The following is a 21058-nucleotide window of genomic DNA, read 5'->3' as shown; positions in this document are numbered from 1 at the left end:
AAAAGCCGATGCACCCCCGATAAGCGAGGTCAAACGATAGTCTCGAGCGACGGGGATTGCTTTGGCTTTTGCGGATGAGAAAACAACCGCATCTTCCGTCCCCTTTCTTCAAGGGTAATAGACTTTAGTTCGCTTTGATCTGACAAACCACTTCGCCACCTTCAAACACACATAACTCTCCTTCTTCCATTTGTTGCCACGTTTCGTCGTGGGTTAATGGTTGTGTGGCGATAACGGTGACGACGTCTTTATCTGTGGTGACTTCTTTGAAATCAATAATGACATCTTCATCTGACAAGGTGGCTTTCTTAAATGGCGCTCGACGGGTAATCCAATGCAATTTGGTGGTACAAAAGCAATATAAGCGCACACCATCAGACAACATCATGTTGAATACACCACGTTTTTTTAGCTGTAAAGCTAATGCCGATAGTGCTTCAGACACTTCTGTTAAGCTTGGTTCCTGATCACCAAAGCGGGTTTGTAGTTGCTCTACAATCCAGCAAAATGCTCGCTCTGAATCCGTGCTACCCAATGGGTGGTAATTCTCTATTGGTAAAGATTCTGATGACTCCAATTGACCGTTATGAGCGTAAGTCCAAGTCTTTTCCCAAAGAAGGCGGTTAAACGGGTGAGTATTTAATAAACTTACCGCTCCTACGTTTGCTTGTCGAATATGACTGATCACGATATCGCATTTTAGTGATGTGTTGCTGATGATTTCCGCCATGTCCGAATCAGCACTCGGTCTTGGATCATGGATCGCCCAAACATAACCATCACGATACATAGCCATTCCCCAACCATCTTTATGAGGACCAGTACGCCCGCCACGAGCACGTAAACCAGAAAAACTAAAACATATATCGGTTGGCACATTGGCGCTCATGCCCAATAACTCACACATCGTCTAGATCTTCTCTTCTAAGGGATTGATTTTTCTTTATACGACGATACAAAAATATACCGCCCGCTATTACGATAATACCGCCTAGATTCAACGCAGCATACCAAATCCATTCCGATGTAGATAAATCGTTTGCTTTATCCAGCATCTGATCGGCAACAGATTCTTCTGGCAATGTGTTTTTTTCTGGCAGTGAATCGGCACTATCTTCAACCCCATCGACCACAGACACTGATGGCGGAACAAACATCGGAGCTACATCATTGTTAGACGAAGGTTCCGACATATTGGACGAATTATCCACATCGCCATCGACTAAAGTAACGGTCGGCGCATTATTTCCTTGTCGTTCAAAGTGCCAAGTGGGAGTCCAATAATCAAAACGCTGCCCTGTTTGAGTCATGCCAATCAACTTAGCTCGGACGTTAACATTATCACCCGGAGAAACAGGAATGATTTTTTCCCAATAACCTTGCCCAACAAGAGGCATTTCTTCCGTCTCAGTAATGCCATTATTGTAGGTAAACTCAAGCTTCATATTAGAACGCAGCATATTCAGCTTTAAGTTCACAGGCTTCGCAGAAAACGCGACTAAATTACCTCCAGGACTTACCCCTACGAACTCAATAGCAGGATGAACGGTAAAAAACTGACTGAGCTGGCGAGAGAAGGTTTTGCCATCCACTAAACTAACAAGCTCATAATTGCCCGGCTCAGTAATGCCTCCTAGACGCTGCTTAAATTGCTCATTCGTTCTCACCGTATCCTGAGAAAAAACCGTCTCTTTTTGTTCGCCACTTAAACGTACTAAGGTTTGTTTTACGTCCAGCAGATTTAGTACTTTGTCGTCTTTGATTAGCTCATTCTTTTGAAACAAGCCGACAGTTGAATAAATAGGTTCATTCTGAAATATCACAGGTGCGACAGGTGTTGCTTGCGCGCTTAAATCTGTAATCACGCGAATGCTGCTTCGATCAAGATCAACATTATTGACTTGCCATGTACCTGACGCAGGACCGCGAACTGTTATTAGGGTGTAATGATCCGAACTAGAGACAGATACTTCGGCATTGCTAGCCAGTGACAATAACTTACCATCAGGTTTGACAATATGAGGCTGTATACCGTTTTCGTGGAAAACAACAAGAGTAAGCTCTTGGATCGCATCGTCCACTGTAAAACGATTACCATCAAATGGTAATTCATCCGAGGGTGAAGCTTGGGAGAAAATACGGTCAAATGTGTCCAATAAGTCTTCAGGAATAGCGACTTCAGTGTGTGTTGCGTCAGTGCGCAATGACAAGGATTCAAGTAACGCTTTGTCGGTGTAACCCGTCATAGAAATAGTATGAAGATGAATACCACGCTCTTCTAACTTAGACGTTAATTGATTAAGAATACGATCACGAGAAGCTTTGTTTACCGCCTCGTCCAAACTGATGTCCACCATGCCATCGGTGACTAAAATCCAATGACGATTAAATCCTGGCTTTAGACTTCCCGAGTCAGGGGTTTCCAACAAAAGCTTAATAATAGCTTCTAGATCGGTTTTGACGCCTTGCGTCACATAACTATCTACATAGCTTGCCAGTTTAGTTTTGTTGGCTTTATTAACGATAGCTTCTGGTAAGAGCACTCTAGGCTCCTCACCAAACAACCAAATCCCTAGTGTGGCTTTTTCTTCTGGCGCAAGATTGGAAATAAGACGCAACGCCTCAGATGTAAGCTTATCAGGATCACTGATCAACATACTGCCAGAGGCATCAACAATAACACGGAATTGAGTATCCGCTTTACTAAACGGCACCCAGAAGGATAAAACCGCCGCTAACAACACAGTATTTATTTTCAACCACTTCACGTTTGCGAACTCCTTGAACTACTTTACTTTGCTGAATTTAGCGACCATTCGCTGTAATCAAGCCAAAATATCAAGTTACCTCATATGGCTCCGGCATGCCATGCACCCATTTAATAACATGAGTTTCCCATTCTTCTTCGTCAACAGTATTTTCATTCACCGCATAATGGCGAACAGTTAACCCTTGGCGAAGCATTTCTTTATCACTGCCAACCACCAAAGGATGCCAGTTAGGCAAATCTTTGGTTTCATGTAATACACGATAACTACAGGTATCTGGCAACCAATGAAATTCGTCAACCTGATCTGGTGTTAGCGTGATACATGTCGATACTTTATCTTGTCGAGTTTCATAGACCTTACACTGACAAGAACCAATATTCAGTTGATGACAAGATAAATTGGTATAAAACACCTCTTCAGTTTCATCGTCTTGTAATTTCTGTAGGCAACATTTGCCACAGCCATCACAAATTGACTCCCATTCGACTGGAGACATTTTCTCCAGCGGAGTGGTTTTCCAAAAAGGCTCATAACGCTTTGCAATCATTCTCTAAATCCACGCAGTTAGTAAACAGCTTCTGTCGGTGTTTTATACAAATCCAACAAATACTCGTCTTTCGCTGGTGGTAATTGCAAATAAAAGCCTTTTTCACGAATGCCTTTGGTCACATTCTCTGGCGTAGCTCGAGCCAACTTACTTTCATTGGTCAATAGCATAGTCATCGCACTGATGCCTTTACCAAATCGAGTCATTAACTCTTCAGGGATTTCTTTCAATCCCTTGCTTTTTTCCACATACAAGTACATTCCATCATGCTTGCTAGAACGAAATACTTCTACGATTAAATGCTGTTTCATAGTTTACCCTTGGCGCTATAAGGCCATTTTAGGACTTTTAAATTTTTCTATTTTTTAAACCTATTCAATATAGGATCAACAATCACATCACGACGCCAGCCAGTCATTGCAGGATTCTGCAAATCAATCTCAGTACCATCGTACAAATGACGCACTAATGGATCCAACAGCTTACGCTTCATCATAGCTTCCGGTGCAATATTCAACATCTCAGCTTTATCACGAATAAACGCTTTAATTGCTTTCGTTAAATCACCAGCCTGAGATGGTAAAGGGATTTCCAACGGCAATTGATATTCATCCGGTGACAATTCATTCACCAAAGCGACATTTTGCAAAATAACTTCACCATACAAACGGTGCTGACGACCGGTTAACTCTTCAGCCTCAGAAACCGCTTTATGATGTGTCGGCAAGGTTTTCGCCAATGACCAAAGAGTTCGATCTTTTAATATCTGCCCTTTAGGCACGTCTTCTTTACGAGCTTGCCCATCACGCCAAATAAACAGCAAACGCAATAAAGTTAAACCAGCAGGCGTCAAACGCCACGCGGTTTTAATTCCATCCCAATTCTGTTCTGGATCAGAATTCATCTGGTACTGCCATTTTAATGAATCACAATCTTCCATTACCCATCCAAGCATATTTTTCGCTTCTAAACGGGCAATCTGCATTGGATAGACTTTTGCCAAATACACCACATCAAGCGCTGCATAACGCTTTTGCGCATCCGTTAAAGGACGCTGAACCCAGTCTGAACGGGTCTCATCTTTTGCTACTTCAATTTGCAAATACTCATGAATCAACTTCACATAGCTTAGCGACCATTGCGCGCTAGCATAGGCTTCACCAATTTGAGTATCGTAAAAAGGCGTAGGTAAAACACCTAGTAATCGATCAAAAACATCCAAATCTTCGGAACAAGCATGAAACACCTTCATCACCGAAGGGTCTACCATCAGGTTACGTAGAGGTTCCCATTCGTCGATGCTCAATGGATCAATCAGTACGGCTTTATCGCCTTCACTGATTTGAATGAGCCCCGTTATTGGAAAATAGGTTGTGCGACGAATGAATTCTGTGTCGACCGCAATTACCGGCAAATCGGCCCAATAATCACACCAGCTCGCCAGCGATTCATTATCCGCAACCCACACAATATTGAGAGCGTCATCATTCAGAGCACCATCTTGATCATTCATACTAGAGCTTCTTCCGTCCCTCTAGCGCTAAAGCCAGAGTGTTTCCATCAACGTATTCCAGTTCGCCACCCATAGGAACGCCATGAGCAATACGACTGACATTGATGTTCAATGTTTTTAATTTTTCAGCAATATAGTGACAAGTTGCCTCGCCTTCTACTGTTGAGTTAGTGGCAATAATCGCTTCTTCCACTTCATTATGCTGAACCAAAGCTTCTAAACGATCTAAGCCTAATTCTTCAGGACCAATGCCATCAATAGGTGACAAATGCCCTAGCAAAACAAAATAACGCCCAGAAAAGCTACCTGCAGATTCGATTGCAACGACGTCTGCAGGTGTTTCTACAATACATAAATGCTTTGCATCACGCTCAGGATCTTTGCAAATCCCGCACTCTGACTCTTCCGTCAAAGTACGGCAACTTGAACAACGTCCGACTTTGTCGAGCGCCTCGCGCAATGCATTTGCTAGTCTATCTGCCCCTTGATGATCACGTTCCAATAAATACAATGCCATCTTTTGCGCCGACCTTGGTCCAACGCCCGGTAAACAGCGTAATGATTCAATCAGTTCTTTAATTAAGGGACTAAACAAGGCTCGCTCCTAGAAAGGCATCTTGAAGCCAGGTGGCAAAGACATACCCGCTGTAGCAGCAGCCATTTTCTCTTTTTGAGTCACTTCGATATTACGAACAGCATCATTCACTGCTGCAGCGATCAAGTCTTCTAGCATTTCTTTGTCATCACCAAACAAAGAGTCATCAATAGAAACTCGTTTCACATCATGACGACCTGTCATTAGGATTTTAACTAGACCAGCACCCGCTTGGCCTTCTACTTCCATATTGGCAATTTCTTCCTGCGCTTTCTGCATGTTTTCTTGCATCTGCTGCGCCTGGCGCATCATGTTACCCATACCACCTTTAAACATAACTTTTGCTCTCCAATTTAAGCTTTAACTTTAACCGTATCGTAAACCAATTGTGCGCCCATCGTTGCCGACAAAGCTTGCACAACTGGATGTGAATTCAAATGTGTAATTGCCACTTGTAAGGCTTCTGCTCGCTTACTAGCGGCAAATTCTTCTGCGGTCACACCTGTGGTGTCTTCCACTGTATCTATAATCAAAGGCACCGTCATCGCAAAGAAATCACTCAGTGCACCTTGTATTTGTTCGTAACGTACTTGGTTCAACATATGCCCATATTCTAATGGCACTTCAAGGCGAACACCTTGGTCACTTGCATCCACCAAGCTAGAATTCATTAAAATATTTTGCACTAAACCTGTCAAAGGTAAACGCGGCGCCACCAGCCACCAAAGCTTCATGGTGAGTTCATTAAAATGACTCATCTCCGGCAATGGCATACCTAATGCAGGTTGAGCTATCGTATCCGGTACTTTTGAAAGTCGCGTGTCTGGTTCTGTGCTTTCTTCGACGACAGAGGATTCTATAGGTTCCGCACCTAAGGCATCGACCAAGTCTGCCGCAGGATTAAATGGGTCGACAATATCAGCAATGGCACGTTCTTCAGCTTCTTCTTCGTCCTCATCCTCATCACTTTCATCTAACAATTCTTCTGTGAATCTATCATCAGCAACAACAAAAGATTTAGGCTCATGTTCAGGCTTTCTAGCAGTCTCTACCTGTATGTCTGACTCTTGCCGAGCAGTTGGCTCTAACGCAATGCTGACGGTCTGCTGCTCTACATCAAGAGACTCTTCTAGCTCACTGTTTTCTACTGCTGTGATTTCAACATCTTCTTCAATATCGTGCTGAATAACCTCACTCTGAGCGCTTTCGCTTTCAACAGCGACCTGTTCAACAACATATTCTTCAGCAGCAGCTGGTTCCGGAGCATCTTCCCAAGGTGGATGTTCAGCAGGTGCCGTTGGCTGAGCAGACTCTTGCACAGGTTCTGGTTCAACCATTTGCTCAGCTGGCTTAATGACTACTGGCTCTTCTTGCTTAACGACTGGTGTTTTTTTTTCCGTCATCGGCTGCAACGGATACTCTGACTCTGCCGTTTGATGCATTGATTCATCAGGTGACGTTATTGGCACCGCTTCTGTTTGTACATTCATCACAGGCGGCGCATTATGGCTAACCACCATTGGCGGAGATGGACGGAAGGCAATCAACCTTAGCATCAACATTTCAAAACCCGCACGAGCAGAATGTGCCAAATGCAAATCCCGGCGACCAATTAATAAGCTCTGATACATGATTTGTATTTCTTCAGAACTCACACTGGCGGCGATGGCTTGAATACGAGCCAAATCCCCCAACTGATCCATTAATGCACCGGGCACTTGTTGTTCTATCGCCACACGATGCAATACATCTAATAAGCTGCCACATATAGCTGTAAAATCTGGCTGATAGTCAGCAAGTTGCTCTATACGAGTCAAGACTTGCGCTGCGTTTTTAGATGCCACACTTTCTAATAAATCTAATACTTGTGCTTGGTTCACCAAGCCCAGCATCGCGGTCACACCAGATTCCGAAATCGTACCATTACCAAAGGCAATTGCTTGATCCGTCAAGCTCAACGCATCACGCATACTGCCATTTGCTGCTTGGCCAATTTGCCATAGCGCAGGCTGATCAAAGTTGACTTCTTCGGTGGTAAGCACGGTTTGTAAATAATCCACCACTCGCTGCGGTGACATATTTTTGAGATTAAACTGCAGACAACGAGACAAAATCGTCACAGGAAGTTTCTGTGGATCGGTCGTTGCTAGCAAAAATTTGACGTGCGCTGGCGGCTCTTCAAGGGTTTTTAGTAACGCATTGAAGGAGTGAGTTGACAGCATGTGCACTTCGTCTATTAGATAGACTTTAAAACGACCACGAGTTGGTGCGTACTGCACATTTTCTAATAATTCGCGGGTATCTTCTACTTTGGTACGAGATGCCGCATCCACTTCGATCAGGTCAACAAAACGACCTTCAGCAATTTCTCGGCAACTATCACAAGTTCCACAAGGCTCAGGCGAAATGCCATTGGTTTCACAGTTCAAGCATTTAGCAAAAATACGCGCGATCGTGGTTTTACCGACACCGCGTGTTCCGGTAAATAAATAGGCGTGATGTAAACGCTGTTGGCGTAAAGCATTCACCAACGCTTGAAGTACATGGTCTTGCCCAGCCATTTCAAGGAAAGTCTGCGGGCGCCATTTACGTGCTAAAACTTGATAACTCATGATGGATTCTGGCTGATAAAAAGCGATTTTTTATTGTACGGCAGTACGAGCAATTTCGAAACCACTCTTAGCGCACGGGCAGCAGGTAATTAGAAGAAATAACAAAAAACTTCACTATAAAGATCAATGGCTTAAATTTACAACACTTTTTTGCCCAACCCATCACCTGAAAAGCCAAGTGATAGGTCAAAAAAAAGATCCAGTGATTAGTTCGCTTTCGCTTCGCGAACTTTACGTTGGCGCTCTTTTTCTAACGCTTTTTCAAGGCGATGTTTTTCAACCGCACTTAACACTTCCGCGCCGATGTGTTCTTCACCACGAGAACGAGCCAGCTGAACTTGGCGCTCACGCTCGATAAAACGCTGACGCTGCTCATCAGTGAATTTATCAACGCAATGCACGCAACTCACGCCTTGAATGTAATGCTCACTTTTCTTTTCTTCTTCAGTGATGGGCATACGACACGCATGGCATTGGTCGTATTCGCCTTTTTGTAGATCGTGATTTACAGAAACACGATTATCAAAAACAAAACACTCACCTTCCCACAGGGTTTCTTCTTTTGGCACTTCTTCCAAGTACTTCAAGATACCACCTTCAAGGTGATAAACCTCTTCGAAACCTTGTTCTAGCATGTAGGCAGTAGATTTTTCACAGCGAATCCCACCCGTACAGAACATGGCAACTTTTTTGTGTTTCGCAGGATCCATGTTTTCTTTTACGTAAGCAGGAAACTCACGGAAGGTATCCGTTTTTGGGTTTACTGCGTTTTTGAACGTACCAATTTGTACTTCGTAATCGTTACGGGTATCAACCAAAACCACATCAGGGTCAGAGATCAGCGCATTCCATTCGCTTGGTTTAACATAAGTACCAACCACACGCTTAGGATCGATACCTTCAACACCCATCGTAACGATTTCTTTTTTAAGCTTCACTTTAGTGCGATAGAACGGCATGTCTTCGTCATAAGACTCTTTGGATACAATTTTATCCAAACCTGGTTGCTGGTCTAACCAAGCCAACATAGCATCAATACCTTCACGAGAACCAGCAACTGTGCCGTTAATACCTTCACTGGCAAGCAACAAAGTGCCGCGAATACCGTTATCTTCTAGTGTTTTCTGAAGCGGTTCACGAAGGGATTCAAAATGAGGCAGTTCGACAAATTTATAAAGGGCACACACGACGACTTTAGACATAACATTCTCCTATGCGATCTGGAACGTAAAACCAGAGCAATTAAACAAGGCGAGTATTATAGAGAATTATTGATCTGGATCAAGCGTAGAGCCTGTGGTGTTATTCACACGGAACCAGCCCGCAATACTATGTCGAGTTCGTTTCGCCACCATCACCTCATGATAAAAACATTCACTCAGAAACACGGCCAAACGACCTTTTTTCGGAAAAAAACGCCCTACTTCGACAGAAGGATCATTTTCATCATAAATAACCAGTTCGCCGCCATCACCATCCTGCCAATCTTCGTTTAAATACAAAACAGTAGATAAAATACGATTACTCTCGCCTTTGAAAGCATCGATGTGTTTTTCATAAAATGCACCCTCCTCGTAGCGAGCAAAGTGCGCCTCGTAATCAAACAAACCAAGAAATAAACGGCGATTCAGGGCAACACGTAAATCAGCCATCATTTTTAAGAAATCCCTACGGACGGGGTTATCCGGATCTATCCACTGAATATAATCACGGCGAGCATCTAATATAATTTGATGATCTTGTTTGCGCCCCACGCCAGCCTGCAACATCAAAGCGTTCTGTATGCTTTCAGCTTCATCCATCAAGGCTTGAGTGAAATCTGTTGAAAAAAAGTTATCCTGAACACTCCAGCCTTTTGTCTGTAGATCCGTTAACAGATTAGAGAATGGTTCCTCTCGGCTGAAAGCAGGAATAGAATTTTCAACATACAGGCGTTTAGCTGGCTGGACTTCGGTAGACATAGATAGATTCGTCACTTATAAAAAAGATCACTTACAAAAAGGCAAAATAACTACAGCAGCTATGATACTGTAGCCCAACATACAAGACATCAAAATTTCGCCGCATAGACTTAAAACACCATGACCCAAACTTTTCAATTACGAGATTATCAAATTCAAGCTGTAGAGGCATCCTTGGATCACTTTCGTAGTAGTAATGACCCTGCCGTTATTGTGCTCCCCACAGGCGCCGGCAAAAGCTTGGTAATTGCTGAACTTAGTCGACTTGCCAAAGGTAGAGTTGTTTGTCTGGCGCACGTGAAAGAATTAGTTGAACAAAACCACGCCAAGTTTCTAGCAACAGGGTCCTCAGCAGGGATTTTTTCTGCTGGCTTAAGCCAAAAGACCAGCACAGAGAAGACCACCTTCGCCAGTATTCAATCACTTTCCGCAAGCTTTGTTGATTTTAACGAGCCAGTCAGCTTAATCATCATCGATGAATGCCATCGCGTTGGTATGGAAGAAAGCGGCCAGTACAACAAAACCATCGAGCATTTTCGAGCCTTAAATCCAAAAGTCAAAATTCTCGGCTTAACCGCCACGCCCTATCGTTTAGGCAGCGGCTGGATCTACCAAAATCATTACCATGGCTACACGCGAGCCTGTACAAATTCGTTATTCAAGAAATGCATTTTTGAGCTACCGCTACAACACATGGTCAAAAAAGGCTATTTAACCCCGCCAATTCATTACGATGCAGCTATTGCTCATTATGATTTCAGCTTACTAACCGAAAGTTTAGATGGCGAGCAAAATACAGACGACATCGCACTGAACGAGCTCATCCATAAACATCCTCGGGTGACCAAAGCCGTTACTGAGCAAATATTGCAGCTTAGCCAAGATCGCCAAGGCGTGATGATTTTTGCCGCCACTATCGATCATGCAAAAGAAATCGCCAGTTACTTGCCCGCCGATAAAACCGCACTAATAACCGGCAAAACCAAACTCAAACAACGAGATTCATTGATCGCAGCGTTTAAAGCCAAAGAGATTAAATACCTCGTTAATGTTTCAGTACTAACCACAGGATTTGACGCACCGCATGTGGACGTCATTGCTATATTACGCCCAACCCAATCGATCAGTTTATTTCAGCAAATCGTTGGTCGTGGTTTGCGTTTATGTCCTGGCAAAAAAGACTGCTTAGTCTTGGATTATACGAATAACGGCTACAATATCTTTCAGCCAGAAATTGGTGAAAAACGCCCAACTCAAGATTCTGTCGCCGTACAAATTCATTGCCCAGCCTGTGACTTCGCCAATACTTTTTGGGGAAGAAAAGATGCCGAAGGTAACATTCTTGAGCATTTTGGGCGCCGTTGTCATGGCCTACTGGAAAACGAACAAGGTGAAGAGCAACAATGCAGCTATCGCTTTCGCTTTAAACGCTGCCCTTATTGTAATGAAGAAAATGATATCGCCGCACGACAATGCCAGCATTGTGCAGAGAAGCTTATCGATCCAGATGATTTACTAAGAAGTGCGCTCAACCTAAAAAACAACAAAGTGCTACGCTGCTCAGGCATTACACCAGAACTAAATATAAAAGAAAAAAGTATCAAGATTATTTATCACGATGAGGACGGATTGACACTATCAGAGACATTCCGCTTTAATTTCAAGAAATCACGACAGACGTTTAATGATTTGTTTGCGCGCAGAATAGCTAATGGCAGCCAATCGATTCAGTTCGATAAAATTGAAGAAATAGAACGTTTTTTACCTTACCTTCCAACACCCGATTTCGTCATCGCTAAGAAGCAAAAACAACACTGGCAAGTCACAGAGCGATTATTCGACTACCAAGGCCCGTATAGAAAAGCCAACGAACTTGGTTAATCTCATCAACCTTTGTTTTTTAACGCATTACGATAAGAAACTTCAAACGGAAGATTCATACGCTTCAGATGATCGATCGCAACTTGCCCAAGAACACCTTTTGGCACCCCAGTGAGCAAAACGAACCAATAGTTAGAAATCATATTTTCCGCAAAAATACTGGCCGTTTTATCGTCTACGCCCACTTGCTTAAAACGCCTAATAATACCTTCTGAAATTACGGCCATTTGATTAGTGTGAAAGCCACCTTTTGCCAAGCTATCCAACAATACTTGGCGAGTAAACTCTGCGTACGCATCATAAAACTCAAACAGCACTTGTGCCATTTGCAAAAGGTAATCAATTGGGGACGCGCTGGCTTTTTGAGAAGCGACAGCAGCACGAAGGGCCACATCCATTTCATCAAAGAAGATATCTTTTACTAGAGAGAGTTTATCAGGAAAATGAACAAATAAGGTTCCAACAGCAATGCCAGCCTTATCACTTAAAAAACGGGTGCTGGTTGCTTCAATACCTTGAGCCAGAAAAGCTTGCTTAGCAATGGTTTTGATTTTAGATCGTGTATTGGCTTTTTGTTGCTGACGAAGACTCACCTTAACATTCCCCTAAGTAAGATATTAAGAGAGTTTAGCGTGTCTAATTTTCAAAGACGAGTGTAATTTAATACATGAAACATTAACGCATAGAACTTAGATTAGGCATAGATGATCGACTTAAAGACTCAGAAAGATCTGCCATAAAGGACACAATTCGCTCGGCATTCACTCCAAAGTCACCTGTTCCCACTCTTGAGCATGATCGCATATCAATACGAACTTTATCTGGATCAACTTGCGTGACACGAATCACCACATCGTCACGGAAACCAAAAATGGGAGTCCTTGCCGTTGCCTCTAAGATCCCTGCACCAGAATATGTTGCCACCACATCCCAGCCACGTTCTTCAACCAACGCGGTTATAGCTGAATACACTGCGGTTTTGTTTTTTGTAGAAAATAGAGGCTGAACATCAGGATAATACTTACGCTGAATAGGAGCCCATTCACTGTTATAACGTAGGTCATTTTCTTGAGATTTTCGGATGAAGTTAACGTTTAGGAAAGCGGGAGGGACATCTGTGTCAGTCGTAATATCATTTATGTCAGGTAATCCAGAGCGCTGCAGATAAAAACCAATCCACATAAGGCTATACACTAACGACACGATCAGCACTAAAAAGAAAAATCTCTGACACACTATATTTTTTTCTTTCCGACAAATACCTAGTGACATAGCAGCAAGCAGGGATAAAACTAAAGAGGCAAACACGCTTTTGCGAAGCATTGAAAAGCCCGTTATTGGCTCAAAAATCCCAACTCGAACACCGGCAATAGATATAAACGCTATACACCCTACTAACATGAGAAGAACGTATAAAACCGGAGAGATATAACGACTCATAGACAACTCATAGCGAAAAAATAATATCTCACACCTTATCGCGACTTGAAGACAACGAACAGGAGCAAAAAGCCTGTTTCAACGCATTCCTTTGTATTTGCATATTTTGTGTAAGGTTTTCCGCAAGACATCTTGAAGAAGAGACGTTTTTGTTAACAATTTGAAACATTTAACTCATATTAGCTCTTACTTTGAGCGCTCCATTAAATTATGAAAAATTAACAAGCCTCCCTCCTCACTCTAGACTTTTTAAACAAAAAGCTGATAATGGCGCCGTTAAAAACAGAGCATAAATCACATGAAGGCTACGCCAAATAAACACTGTGTCGATACATTGCGTGAGCAGTGTAGAGCAGGCTCGATGAGACCCTTCACCGCGAGAGGCTCTAATGCCATTCGTTGCCCTCATTGCCTAATGGCGGAATTTGCCTGCTTTTGTCATTTAAGAGAAAACCAAACATCTCCTATAGAATTTATTCTGCTTTTCCATCGTGATGAAATCCACAAACCCACCAACAGTGGCAGACTTATCGCAGATTTATATCCAAATGACACTCAAGCCTATTTATGGAGCAGAACCGAGCCACAACAGGCGTTGCTAGATCACATAAAAAGCAAACAAGGGAATTGCACGATATTATTCCCAAACACAGAAACTGCTCAGGCACAGAAAAGACAAACAAGAAGCACTACCCCATCAAGTAATAAAGGCGATGAAAAGCACACTTTTATTATCTTGGATGGGACATGGAAGCAGGCTAGTAAAATGTTTCATCAAAGTGAGTGGTTAAAAGACATTCCTCACTTTGAGATAAACAGCGAAGCGCAGCGCTCTTTTCTTGTTAGACACTCAAGCCATCAAATGCAATTTGCCACGGCTGAAGTTACCGCCATGCTATTCGACGCACTAGGACATAGAGAACACAGTCAACAGCTACTTAGCTACTACCAAGCGTTCAACGAGCATTGCTTGATCAGTCGAAAACGTGGCAACAACGAGTACTTGTGAAAGATAATTACAGAAAAAGAAAACCTGCCAAAACAACGAAATATATAAATCTACTAATTAAGATTCTCTAAATAGTAAATTCACCCAGCCATTAGAATGAAACTGCATTGCTTGTTTCTTCTTTTTACCAACCAAAACAGGCCCATTATCTAAAAATAAAAAGGCTTTCCAAGTGCGTTTAAAAACACCCCAAGGAAGTTCAAAAACCAATTCGTTATGACAGCAAAAAAACACCGTTGTATCATCTCCCCAAGCAGAAAAATGCGCCAAAATCCCCTCTGGCAATGTTGCTTGATCGCTATCCCATGCTTTCTCCCACTGTAGCTTGCCATCTGGGGCTTGGGCGCTGGTTTTCTTTAACCAATCTCGATCCGAAAAATGATCCGGATGTATTTGCTCATTACTAATGTAATCACGCCAAATCTGGCCTGCACGCAGCTCACTTAAAAAGCGAATTTCTTGCAAGTCTTCTGGCTCAACTTTTGGATCATTTCGTTTAAAAATCCAACTCTTTGAAAACTGTTCTAACGATTGATACAAGGAGGTTTCCTTAAATGTGTTCTTATCTAATAGACATAAAAAATGATGAAAAAAACTAACCTAACAAGTGAAAAAGGATCGTTTGTTCAATCGGTCAAGCTTCACTAGTATTATCATTGTTGTAATAAAACAACATTTCTTAATTAACAAATCAGGAGAATACTATGGACTCTCAACAACAATACGAAGCACTTTTAGCAAAATGGGGCTACGCAGATACTACAGTTGAAGACCACGCTCGCCGCCAAAGACGTGCTCGCCGTGTTAAAGCAGTTGTTACTTTCTTTAAAGCTACTGTAAAAGCAATCAAAAAAGTAAGCACTCGCCCTCAGCAACTTGGTCAAGCAAGCAACTAAGCTCCACAAGAATAAGCCCATAATAATTGGGTGTTAGTGTATCGTAAATAGATCTTTTTAAGGGGAGAAAAATAATAAAACCCCCTCCCTTCCTTAACACCCCCCAAATTCGTTATCATCAATACTCATTCACAACAAAATATCTTCTTTATGACTTACTCTTACAAAGCAATAATCTTTGATTGCGATGGTGTCATTGTCGACACAGAAAACATATCCAATACTATTTTAAAATCCATGCTAAGCGAGTGCGGCCTAGAACTCGACGACGAGACTTTGCACGCAAAATTCACCGGATTCACCAACAAAGAAAACCTCATCAATGCCGAAAAATTACTTGGCAAGCCATTACCAACGAACTTTGATGAAGATTATAGACAGCGCTTTCATGCCATTATCGAAGCGGATTTAGAACCTATTTCTGGTGTGTTAGATTTACTCAGTAAAATAACAACCCCCATTGCCATGGCGACCAATGCACGACGTCAAGAAATGAACTTCAAATTAGACAAAATTCAATTGTCTGAGCGATTCGCTACCCGTTTCTGTGTCGAAGATGTGGAAAATGGCAAACCAGCGCCAGATCTTTACCTAAAAGCAGCTCAAGCACTAAATGTCGATCCAAAAGATTGCTTAGTAATTGAAGATTCCATTGCAGGAATTACGGCAGGACGAGCTGCTGGAATGAGAGTGCTCGCTTTTAGCGAAACCCTTGATGAGAAAATGCAATCTGCCGCAGGTGCGACTGAATGCTTTAAAACCATGAAAGAACTAGAAGGCTTGTTAGGTCTTTAACAAACCTTCTAACGTTCATTCAAGTTAGTTCAACTTGTCTAACAAAAAATCAGTTAGACATTGCCTGCAATTGTTTGAGCAGACTCTTCGGCAAGTCTTTAATAGTAAGCGTGCCAGAGTCTGCATCAAATACGATCGATTCCGCTAACAGTTCGCTATCAAAACTAATCGTCAAAGCACGAGAACTGCCGGACAAACGCGTCAATTTTTTTAGTGCGGCTTTCTCGACGAAAATTTCTTTTTCCATCTTGAAGCTATCAGAATCAGCAATTTCTAAAAACTTATTCGCCTGTTCAACAGAAAATCGAGACTCAACCTGAGAAGCAATCTCTTTAATCGCCAAAGGTTCGCGGTCTTGCGCTTTCGCCTGACAATGCTCAGACACCACTTTCTTAAATTCATTAGCCTGTTTAGAAGGAAAACCTTCCGACTGACAAAACGCCGCCGTCAAATCCACCAGCTTACGCGTTTCTTTTGCCGCAACTTTAGGTTCATCACAACCAATAAACTGAGTAAAATACTCACTCTCGAATTTTGGCGCACGACCAAAACGAAACGAAATATAACGACCTTCATCGCCAGCTTGCCATGCTGTCAAATTGATACGCAACGACATATGAAGTTTTTCCATCTCAATCTGCTCAATTTGAGACAAACTAAGATCAGCACCAAGACCGATGCCTTTTTTGCGTTTCAACATCACTATGTACAAGAAATGCGTATCGTGAAGCTCGTAATGGTTAAACCACAACAAACCTCCTTCCGCTTCTTCAACAGGCTCTAAATACTTTAGATATTCCGCTGCACACTCTTTGGTAAATCCCGCAAAATCCACAAAGGTATCGTTTTTAAAATGCTTAAACAGCAAAGCGGGTAATTGGGCACCCTCCTCACTTCCCTGAGGGTTAACAAAACGTCCAGTATTCATACCAGAACGATTAAATAGATTCGTTACCTGTGCAGACAGCGCTTCGGCTTGCCCATCAACTGGGTTTTCATTTGGACGCGCAATAAGTATCGCTTTACGCTCGCCTTCATGCTTTTGAATCTCGTGCACAATTAAGTTGCTAATAGACACCAGCTACCTCTTACGTTTAATATGGATGATTACGGTCATTTTTTAACCCATCGACTTACTAAAGGATCTTTTCAAACCCAAACGCTATGATAAAACCAAAAACCACGAAAAGAGACACACGTAAAGAACTTGAGTCTCTGGTAGATCAATTTATCAAGAAAAACGGAACGATCCAGCAAGTCGACATGGGTGAATCCGGTTTAGTTGATGGCAAGTATAACACGAGCCACATAGGCTTTAACGAGCCAAAACAGGATCGCACGCCATTAAATCACGTTGTTGCCGCTATTCAACAACGAAAACACAGCAAATCCCCTCCACCAGCACCAACCAAAAAGCGCCCTAAGAAAAAAATCATCTATGATGACTTCGGCGACCCTCTTCGTTGGGTCTGGGAAGAATAACAAGACTTACCACTCCAATTAAAAAGGAGTCTTCTGTCTATTGTTTTGAAATGCCAAGCTGATACTGCAATAATACTCCCGAATATTTTCACCAAAATAGGGAGTGATCATGTCTATTCGATACCTACATGCCATGATAAGAACAGATAAACCAGAAGAAAGTCATACCTTCTATACTGAAGGCCTAGGCCTCATTCAAACAAGACGTATGGACAGTGAGAAAGGTCAATTTTCGCTTATCTACTACGCTACTGAGCAAGGTGCGCCAGAAGTAGAACTAACTCATAACTGGAGTGATCGCACTTACACTGGCGGCGACCAATTCGGCCATCTAGCCTTTGAAGTAGACAACGTTTACCAAGTATGTGAAAAGCTACAATCTATGGGAGTAACCATTTTACGACCACCTCGCGATGGGCATATGGCTTTTATTAAAGATCCCAATGGCATTTCGATCGAATTGTTGCAAAAAGATGGCTCCCTTGAAAGCGCTGAACCATGGGCATCCATGGAAAATACCGGTAGCTGGTAATTACATAAGTTTACAAAAAAAGCGATTTATTAAACAACGCTACAAAAATACGATAGTCTTATTGCCTTGTATTTCTTAAGCTAACAGAATCGTAGAACTTAAAGGGTAGCAATAGCGCCATGAAGACTCTCATTAAAACCATCGCACTAACAGGAACATTACTGGTTTACGGGCATCTATCTGCTGCCGAAAGCCTATATGCTTCCAATGTACAGTCTCGATTGGCTGATGCAGATCGAGATGGCGTTATTGATGCTCGAGACCTTTGCCCAGGAACCACGGAAGGCGCAGCTGTAGATAACTATGGCTGCCCCAACCAAACGACCAAACTACTCTCAGTAGAACTAAACATTCTATTTGATACAGGTAAAGCTGATATTAAACAGCGCTTTTATTCTGAGCTGAAAGATCTTGCTAAGTTTTTAAAAGAACACCCAGCAAGCACAGTGGTCATTGAAGGCCACACCGACAGCCAAGGTTCAGCAGAGCTAAACCAAGAGTTATCTCAACAACGCGCCTCCGCTATTGCTGATGTGCTAGTAGACAGCTTTAGAATCCAAGCAGACCGTGTAAAAGGTATAGGTTATGGCGCAACCCGACCTATCGCTGACAACGACACAGAAGACGGTAGAAAACTAAACCGCCGAGTTGTGGCGGAAGTCTTCGCCAAACAGCAGTTTGCCAACGAACGCTGGACAATCTACAGCGTAGACAAAAATGGCAGCACCGCGCTAAACAAGAGAAACTAAGCGCTTAGCAAATAGAACCCCCGAAAAGCCAGTCATGATAAATGACTGGCTTTTTTTTGGTTTAAAAGAAGTTGGGAACATCCTAATTTGTAAAGCCAAGCGCATCAGAGTTAACTTGCAGACTTACCTTTAACAAAACCTTAAATACTGACCAAATAAGTATTGGTCAGTATTTATTGACCAAAATGGCTTTGGTCAATAAATTATGCTTTGATACCTTATGTGAAAAGCCGTTAGGTTAGGTTTACGATGAAAGAGGAGTATTCGACAACGCAGCTTTGCTCATCGCTCTCACTTATTTAATGATGCTCAAACCTACGTCTATCATCATCGGAGAGATTCTGTCTAAATGGTCAGCGGACTTGGAAGTCGATGTGTGTGATTCGCAAAACAAGAAAGCACAATCCTTACCGAATGCAGGCCAGTATTTGGGCTACCTTGAACGCGTCTTAGTGCTGACCTTTATACTAAACGGCCAATACACCGCAGTTGGTTTTGTACTCGCCGCGAAATCCATCTTTCGCATGGGGGATTTACGTGAAGCTCACGATAGAAAGTTCACCGAATACGTCATGCTTGGCTCACTGTTTTCGGTGAGCATTGCCTTATTTACCGGCTTTGTGGTGGCAAAGCTGTTGCCCTAAATTGATTCGTTCTACTTCTCAATAAAAAATGGCTTAGTGCCTTGGTACTAAGCCATTTTTGTTACTGCTCTATTTATTAATCTACTCGATTAAAACCCCATTTACTTAATTAAGTAGCGAAGGATTCTTAATCCATTTAACCAATGTAAAGCTACAACACAAGATGATCAAAGTCGCTGGCAAACCACCTAGGTTAGACAGTGATTTCACACCAGCCACACCGACGGTGCTGACCATAATCCAAGCCACCAAACCGATGATGGCTCCCCATAGCACTTTAATTGGCAAGCCTGTTCCTTCTTGTGAATCGGCATTGAAGTTTTTCACACACAAATCACCAATCGCATCGGTACTGGAATCGGCCGCCGTGACATAGGAAATAAACGCAATGAACACCAACACCAATGAAGTAATAGAGCTAAGCGGTAACTCACCAAAAATATGGTAAAGCAACTGTTCAATGCCACCATCGTTCAATATGGCGTACAAACCACCATTACTGGCTTGGTCCATAAAGATCGCCGCACCAGAGAACACAGAGATCCATAACAAGACAAACAAGCTAGGGAAAATAACGTTTACTTGGATAAACTCACGCACAGTATAACCACGGGCAATTTTCCCTAAAAACATCGCGGTAATAGGCGCCCAAGCAAACCAAACAGCCCAGTAAAATACACTCCACCACTGTGGCCATGGGTCACTAGCGGCTTGCCCCGTGAACAGACTGAGGCGGAAGAAGTTTTGCAAGAAAGCACCAAAGCCTTCCACTCCAATACCCAGCATATACAGGGTTGGGCCGAAGATCAGAGTGAACACAAACAAAGCAATCAACAACCAAAAGTTAACCATGGACAAACGCGCAATGCCCTTGATCAAACCGCTTGCTGCAGACAGCACAAAGGTCAATACAATCACCGCGATAATAATACCCAGTGTCAGCGCATTACGCTCAACTGGCAGATACTGACTGACACCACCTAATAAAGTTAACGCGCCTGTTCCTAATGATGATGCCATACCCACCACTAACGAATACAACGCCAAGGCATCGATCACACTACCCATACGTCCGGTCACATATTTGCCAAATACTGGGCGCAAGGAACTACTGATGGAGTATGGAAGTTTTAGGTTATGAAACACCAAGGCAAAGATTAACGCAGGCACGGCATAAATGGCGTAAGGCGTTGGCCCCCAATGCAAGAACATGGCCGAAAAAGCAAACAACACAGCGTTCGGGCTATTCGCTTCAATGCCCCAGCTTTCTGGTGGTGAATACAAATGATAAAGCGGCTCGGCCGTCGTCCAAAACAGCACCCCCACAGCCAAGGTGGTACATAGCACAATCATAAACCAACGAGCTTTACTGAGCTTCGGGGTGGCATTTTCACCACCTATTTTGATATTGCCCAATTTTGAAAAGTAAGTAATAGCGATCAACACCAGCAGATAGAAACTACCCAAGCTAAACAGCCAAGAAAAGTGTGACAACACGAAGTTATTGGCTACTTTGGTGTATTGCGTGAAAAGTGCCAAGTCCACCAAACTGAATATTAACGCACCGACCAAAATGATAAAGGTTGGAAAAAAGACCAAAGGTCGTAATGATTTAAACATGTAATATCCTC

23 protein-coding genes are annotated in these 21058 nt (G+C 42.7%); 8 read left to right on the top strand and 15 right to left on the bottom strand.

Features of this window, described 5'->3' with window-relative positions:
- Positions 1–124 precede the first annotated feature (124 nt).
- From B6N13_RS12610 to B6N13_RS12565, 10 genes are all read right to left on the bottom strand, one after another.
- Entirely contained in the window at positions 125–907 is a 783-nt protein-coding gene (locus B6N13_RS12610; protein ID WP_169459527.1) for a class II glutamine amidotransferase, read from the bottom strand.
- On the bottom strand, positions 900–2768 hold the full coding sequence (locus B6N13_RS12605) for a VWA domain-containing protein (RefSeq protein WP_169459526.1): 1869 nt from the start codon (positions 2766–2768) through the stop codon (positions 900–902). Before B6N13_RS12605 ends, B6N13_RS12610 begins: the two co-directional genes overlap by 8 nt.
- A gap of 70 nt (positions 2769–2838) precedes the next feature.
- On the bottom strand, positions 2839–3318 hold the full coding sequence (locus tag B6N13_RS12600; protein ID WP_012070227.1) for a YcgN family cysteine cluster protein: 480 nt from the start codon (positions 3316–3318) through the stop codon (positions 2839–2841).
- Between the two features lie 17 nt (positions 3319–3335).
- Entirely contained in the window at positions 3336–3629 is a 294-nt protein-coding gene (locus B6N13_RS12595; protein ID WP_012070228.1) for a YcgL domain-containing protein, read from the bottom strand.
- 47 nt (positions 3630–3676) lie between these two features.
- Positions 3677–4831: a ribonuclease D gene (gene rnd / locus B6N13_RS12590; protein WP_012070229.1), complete on the bottom strand. Its 1155-nt coding sequence runs from the start codon at positions 4829–4831 to the stop codon at positions 3677–3679.
- A gap of 1 nt (position 4832) precedes the next feature.
- The gene (gene recR / locus B6N13_RS12585; protein WP_169459525.1) at positions 4833–5426 is read right to left on the bottom strand and encodes a recombination mediator RecR; all 594 of its coding nucleotides are present in this window, start codon (positions 5424–5426) and stop codon (positions 4833–4835) included.
- A gap of 9 nt (positions 5427–5435) precedes the next feature.
- Entirely contained in the window at positions 5436–5762 is a 327-nt protein-coding gene (locus tag B6N13_RS12580) for a YbaB/EbfC family nucleoid-associated protein (protein WP_012070231.1), read from the bottom strand.
- A gap of 17 nt (positions 5763–5779) precedes the next feature.
- Entirely contained in the window at positions 5780–8038 is a 2259-nt protein-coding gene (dnaX, locus tag B6N13_RS12575) for a DNA polymerase III subunit gamma/tau (RefSeq protein WP_169459524.1), read from the bottom strand.
- A gap of 206 nt (positions 8039–8244) precedes the next feature.
- Positions 8245–9240, bottom strand: coding sequence for a rhodanese-related sulfurtransferase (locus tag B6N13_RS12570; RefSeq protein ID WP_169459523.1), 996 nt, complete (start codon positions 9238–9240; stop codon positions 8245–8247).
- Between the two features lie 66 nt (positions 9241–9306).
- On the bottom strand, positions 9307–9999 hold the full coding sequence (locus B6N13_RS12565; protein WP_169459522.1) for a 2OG-Fe(II) oxygenase: 693 nt from the start codon (positions 9997–9999) through the stop codon (positions 9307–9309).
- Between the two features lie 120 nt (positions 10000–10119).
- Here B6N13_RS12565 and B6N13_RS12560 point away from each other — a divergent pair, with 120 nt between their 5' ends.
- Positions 10120–11880 carry a DEAD/DEAH box helicase gene (locus tag B6N13_RS12560; RefSeq protein ID WP_169459521.1) on the top strand — a complete coding sequence of 587 codons (1761 nt, stop codon included), beginning with the start codon at positions 10120–10122 and terminating at the stop codon, positions 11878–11880.
- Between the two features lie 5 nt (positions 11881–11885).
- Here B6N13_RS12560 and B6N13_RS12555 read toward each other — a convergent pair whose 3' ends face one another.
- Together B6N13_RS12555 and B6N13_RS12550 are read right to left on the bottom strand one after the other, a co-directional pair.
- Complete coding sequence (locus B6N13_RS12555; RefSeq protein WP_012070236.1) at positions 11886–12473, bottom strand: TetR/AcrR family transcriptional regulator; 588 nt, start codon at positions 12471–12473, stop codon at positions 11886–11888.
- An 82-nt stretch (positions 12474–12555) separates the two neighbouring features.
- The gene (locus B6N13_RS12550) at positions 12556–13320 is read right to left on the bottom strand and encodes a DUF1499 domain-containing protein (protein ID WP_169459520.1); all 765 of its coding nucleotides are present in this window, start codon (positions 13318–13320) and stop codon (positions 12556–12558) included.
- A gap of 361 nt (positions 13321–13681) precedes the next feature.
- On the opposite strand from B6N13_RS12550, the gene B6N13_RS12545 reads away from it, so the two are divergent.
- Complete coding sequence (locus tag B6N13_RS12545; protein ID WP_248280321.1) at positions 13682–14329, top strand: tRNA-uridine aminocarboxypropyltransferase; 648 nt, start codon at positions 13682–13684, stop codon at positions 14327–14329.
- 57 nt (positions 14330–14386) lie between these two features.
- Here the strand turns inward: B6N13_RS12545 and B6N13_RS12540 are convergent, their stop codons facing one another.
- Complete coding sequence (locus B6N13_RS12540) at positions 14387–14869, bottom strand: DUF2947 family protein (protein WP_169459518.1); 483 nt, start codon at positions 14867–14869, stop codon at positions 14387–14389.
- Positions 14870–15033: 164 nt separating this feature from the next.
- On the opposite strand from B6N13_RS12540, the gene B6N13_RS12535 reads away from it, so the two are divergent.
- Positions 15034–15225, top strand: coding sequence for a hypothetical protein (locus B6N13_RS12535; protein ID WP_048814032.1), 192 nt, complete (start codon positions 15034–15036; stop codon positions 15223–15225).
- A 150-nt stretch (positions 15226–15375) separates the two neighbouring features.
- On the top strand, positions 15376–16020 hold the full coding sequence (locus B6N13_RS12530) for an HAD family phosphatase (protein ID WP_169459517.1): 645 nt from the start codon (positions 15376–15378) through the stop codon (positions 16018–16020).
- A gap of 49 nt (positions 16021–16069) precedes the next feature.
- Here B6N13_RS12530 and B6N13_RS12525 read toward each other — a convergent pair whose 3' ends face one another.
- Positions 16070–17098, bottom strand: a complete 1029-nt coding sequence (locus B6N13_RS12525; RefSeq protein WP_012070241.1) for a nucleoid-associated protein — start codon at positions 17096–17098, stop codon at positions 16070–16072.
- 86 nt (positions 17099–17184) lie between these two features.
- Between B6N13_RS12525 and B6N13_RS12520 the strand changes: the two genes are divergently transcribed.
- From B6N13_RS12520 to B6N13_RS12505, 4 genes are all read left to right on the top strand, one after another.
- A complete protein-coding gene (locus B6N13_RS12520) occupies positions 17185–17502 on the top strand; it encodes a hypothetical protein (RefSeq protein ID WP_169459516.1) in 318 nt (105 codons plus the stop codon).
- Between the two features lie 109 nt (positions 17503–17611).
- Positions 17612–18034 (top strand): VOC family protein, encoded by a 423-nt coding sequence (locus B6N13_RS12515; RefSeq protein ID WP_169459515.1) that lies wholly within the window; start codon positions 17612–17614, stop codon positions 18032–18034.
- Between the two features lie 119 nt (positions 18035–18153).
- A complete protein-coding gene (locus B6N13_RS12510; protein ID WP_012070244.1) occupies positions 18154–18783 on the top strand; it encodes an OmpA family protein in 630 nt (209 codons plus the stop codon).
- A 278-nt stretch (positions 18784–19061) separates the two neighbouring features.
- Positions 19062–19427, top strand: a complete 366-nt coding sequence (locus B6N13_RS12505) for a hypothetical protein (protein WP_211172856.1) — start codon at positions 19062–19064, stop codon at positions 19425–19427.
- Positions 19428–19532: 105 nt separating this feature from the next.
- On the opposite strand, the gene B6N13_RS12500 is transcribed toward B6N13_RS12505, so the two are convergent.
- Positions 19533–21047, bottom strand: coding sequence for a BCCT family transporter (locus B6N13_RS12500; RefSeq protein WP_169459513.1), 1515 nt, complete (start codon positions 21045–21047; stop codon positions 19533–19535).
- Positions 21048–21058: the final 11 nt, after the last annotated feature.

The organism is Marinomonas sp. UCMA 3892 (genome assembly GCF_012726345.1).
Lineage (GTDB): Bacteria > Pseudomonadota > Gammaproteobacteria > Pseudomonadales > Marinomonadaceae > Marinomonas.
Note: the sequence above shows the minus strand (reverse complement) of the source record. Positions and strands in the feature narration are given on the sequence as shown.

Bases quoted from the DNA above. Each gene is read 5' to 3' on its own strand.
- B6N13_RS12610 (WP_169459527.1), bottom strand. From the start codon at position 907: ATGTGTGAGTTATTGGGCATGAGCGCCAATGTGCCAACCGATATATGT.
- B6N13_RS12600 (WP_012070227.1), bottom strand. From the start codon at position 3,318: ATGATTGCAAAGCGTTATGAGCCTTTTTGGAAAACCACTCCGCTGGAG.
- B6N13_RS12595 (WP_012070228.1), bottom strand. From the start codon at position 3,629: ATGAAACAGCATTTAATCGTAGAAGTATTTCGTTCTAGCAAGCATGAT.
- rnd (WP_012070229.1), bottom strand. From the start codon at position 4,831: ATGAATGATCAAGATGGTGCTCTGAATGATGACGCTCTCAATATTGTG.
- B6N13_RS12580 (WP_012070231.1), bottom strand. From the start codon at position 5,762: ATGTTTAAAGGTGGTATGGGTAACATGATGCGCCAGGCGCAGCAGATG.
- dnaX (WP_169459524.1), bottom strand. From the start codon at position 8,038: ATGAGTTATCAAGTTTTAGCACGTAAATGGCGCCCGCAGACTTTCCTT.
- B6N13_RS12570 (WP_169459523.1), bottom strand. From the start codon at position 9,240: ATGTCTAAAGTCGTCGTGTGTGCCCTTTATAAATTTGTCGAACTGCCT.
- B6N13_RS12565 (WP_169459522.1), bottom strand. From the start codon at position 9,999: ATGTCTACCGAAGTCCAGCCAGCTAAACGCCTGTATGTTGAAAATTCT.
- B6N13_RS12560 (WP_169459521.1), top strand. From the start codon at position 10,120: ATGACCCAAACTTTTCAATTACGAGATTATCAAATTCAAGCTGTAGAG.
- B6N13_RS12550 (WP_169459520.1), bottom strand. From the start codon at position 13,320: ATGAGTCGTTATATCTCTCCGGTTTTATACGTTCTTCTCATGTTAGTA.
- B6N13_RS12545 (WP_248280321.1), top strand. From the start codon at position 13,682: ATGAGACCCTTCACCGCGAGAGGCTCTAATGCCATTCGTTGCCCTCAT.
- B6N13_RS12535 (WP_048814032.1), top strand. From the start codon at position 15,034: ATGGACTCTCAACAACAATACGAAGCACTTTTAGCAAAATGGGGCTAC.
- B6N13_RS12530 (WP_169459517.1), top strand. From the start codon at position 15,376: ATGACTTACTCTTACAAAGCAATAATCTTTGATTGCGATGGTGTCATT.
- B6N13_RS12520 (WP_169459516.1), top strand. From the start codon at position 17,185: ATGATAAAACCAAAAACCACGAAAAGAGACACACGTAAAGAACTTGAG.
- B6N13_RS12515 (WP_169459515.1), top strand. From the start codon at position 17,612: ATGTCTATTCGATACCTACATGCCATGATAAGAACAGATAAACCAGAA.
- B6N13_RS12510 (WP_012070244.1), top strand. From the start codon at position 18,154: ATGAAGACTCTCATTAAAACCATCGCACTAACAGGAACATTACTGGTT.
- B6N13_RS12500 (WP_169459513.1), bottom strand. From the start codon at position 21,047: ATGTTTAAATCATTACGACCTTTGGTCTTTTTTCCAACCTTTATCATT.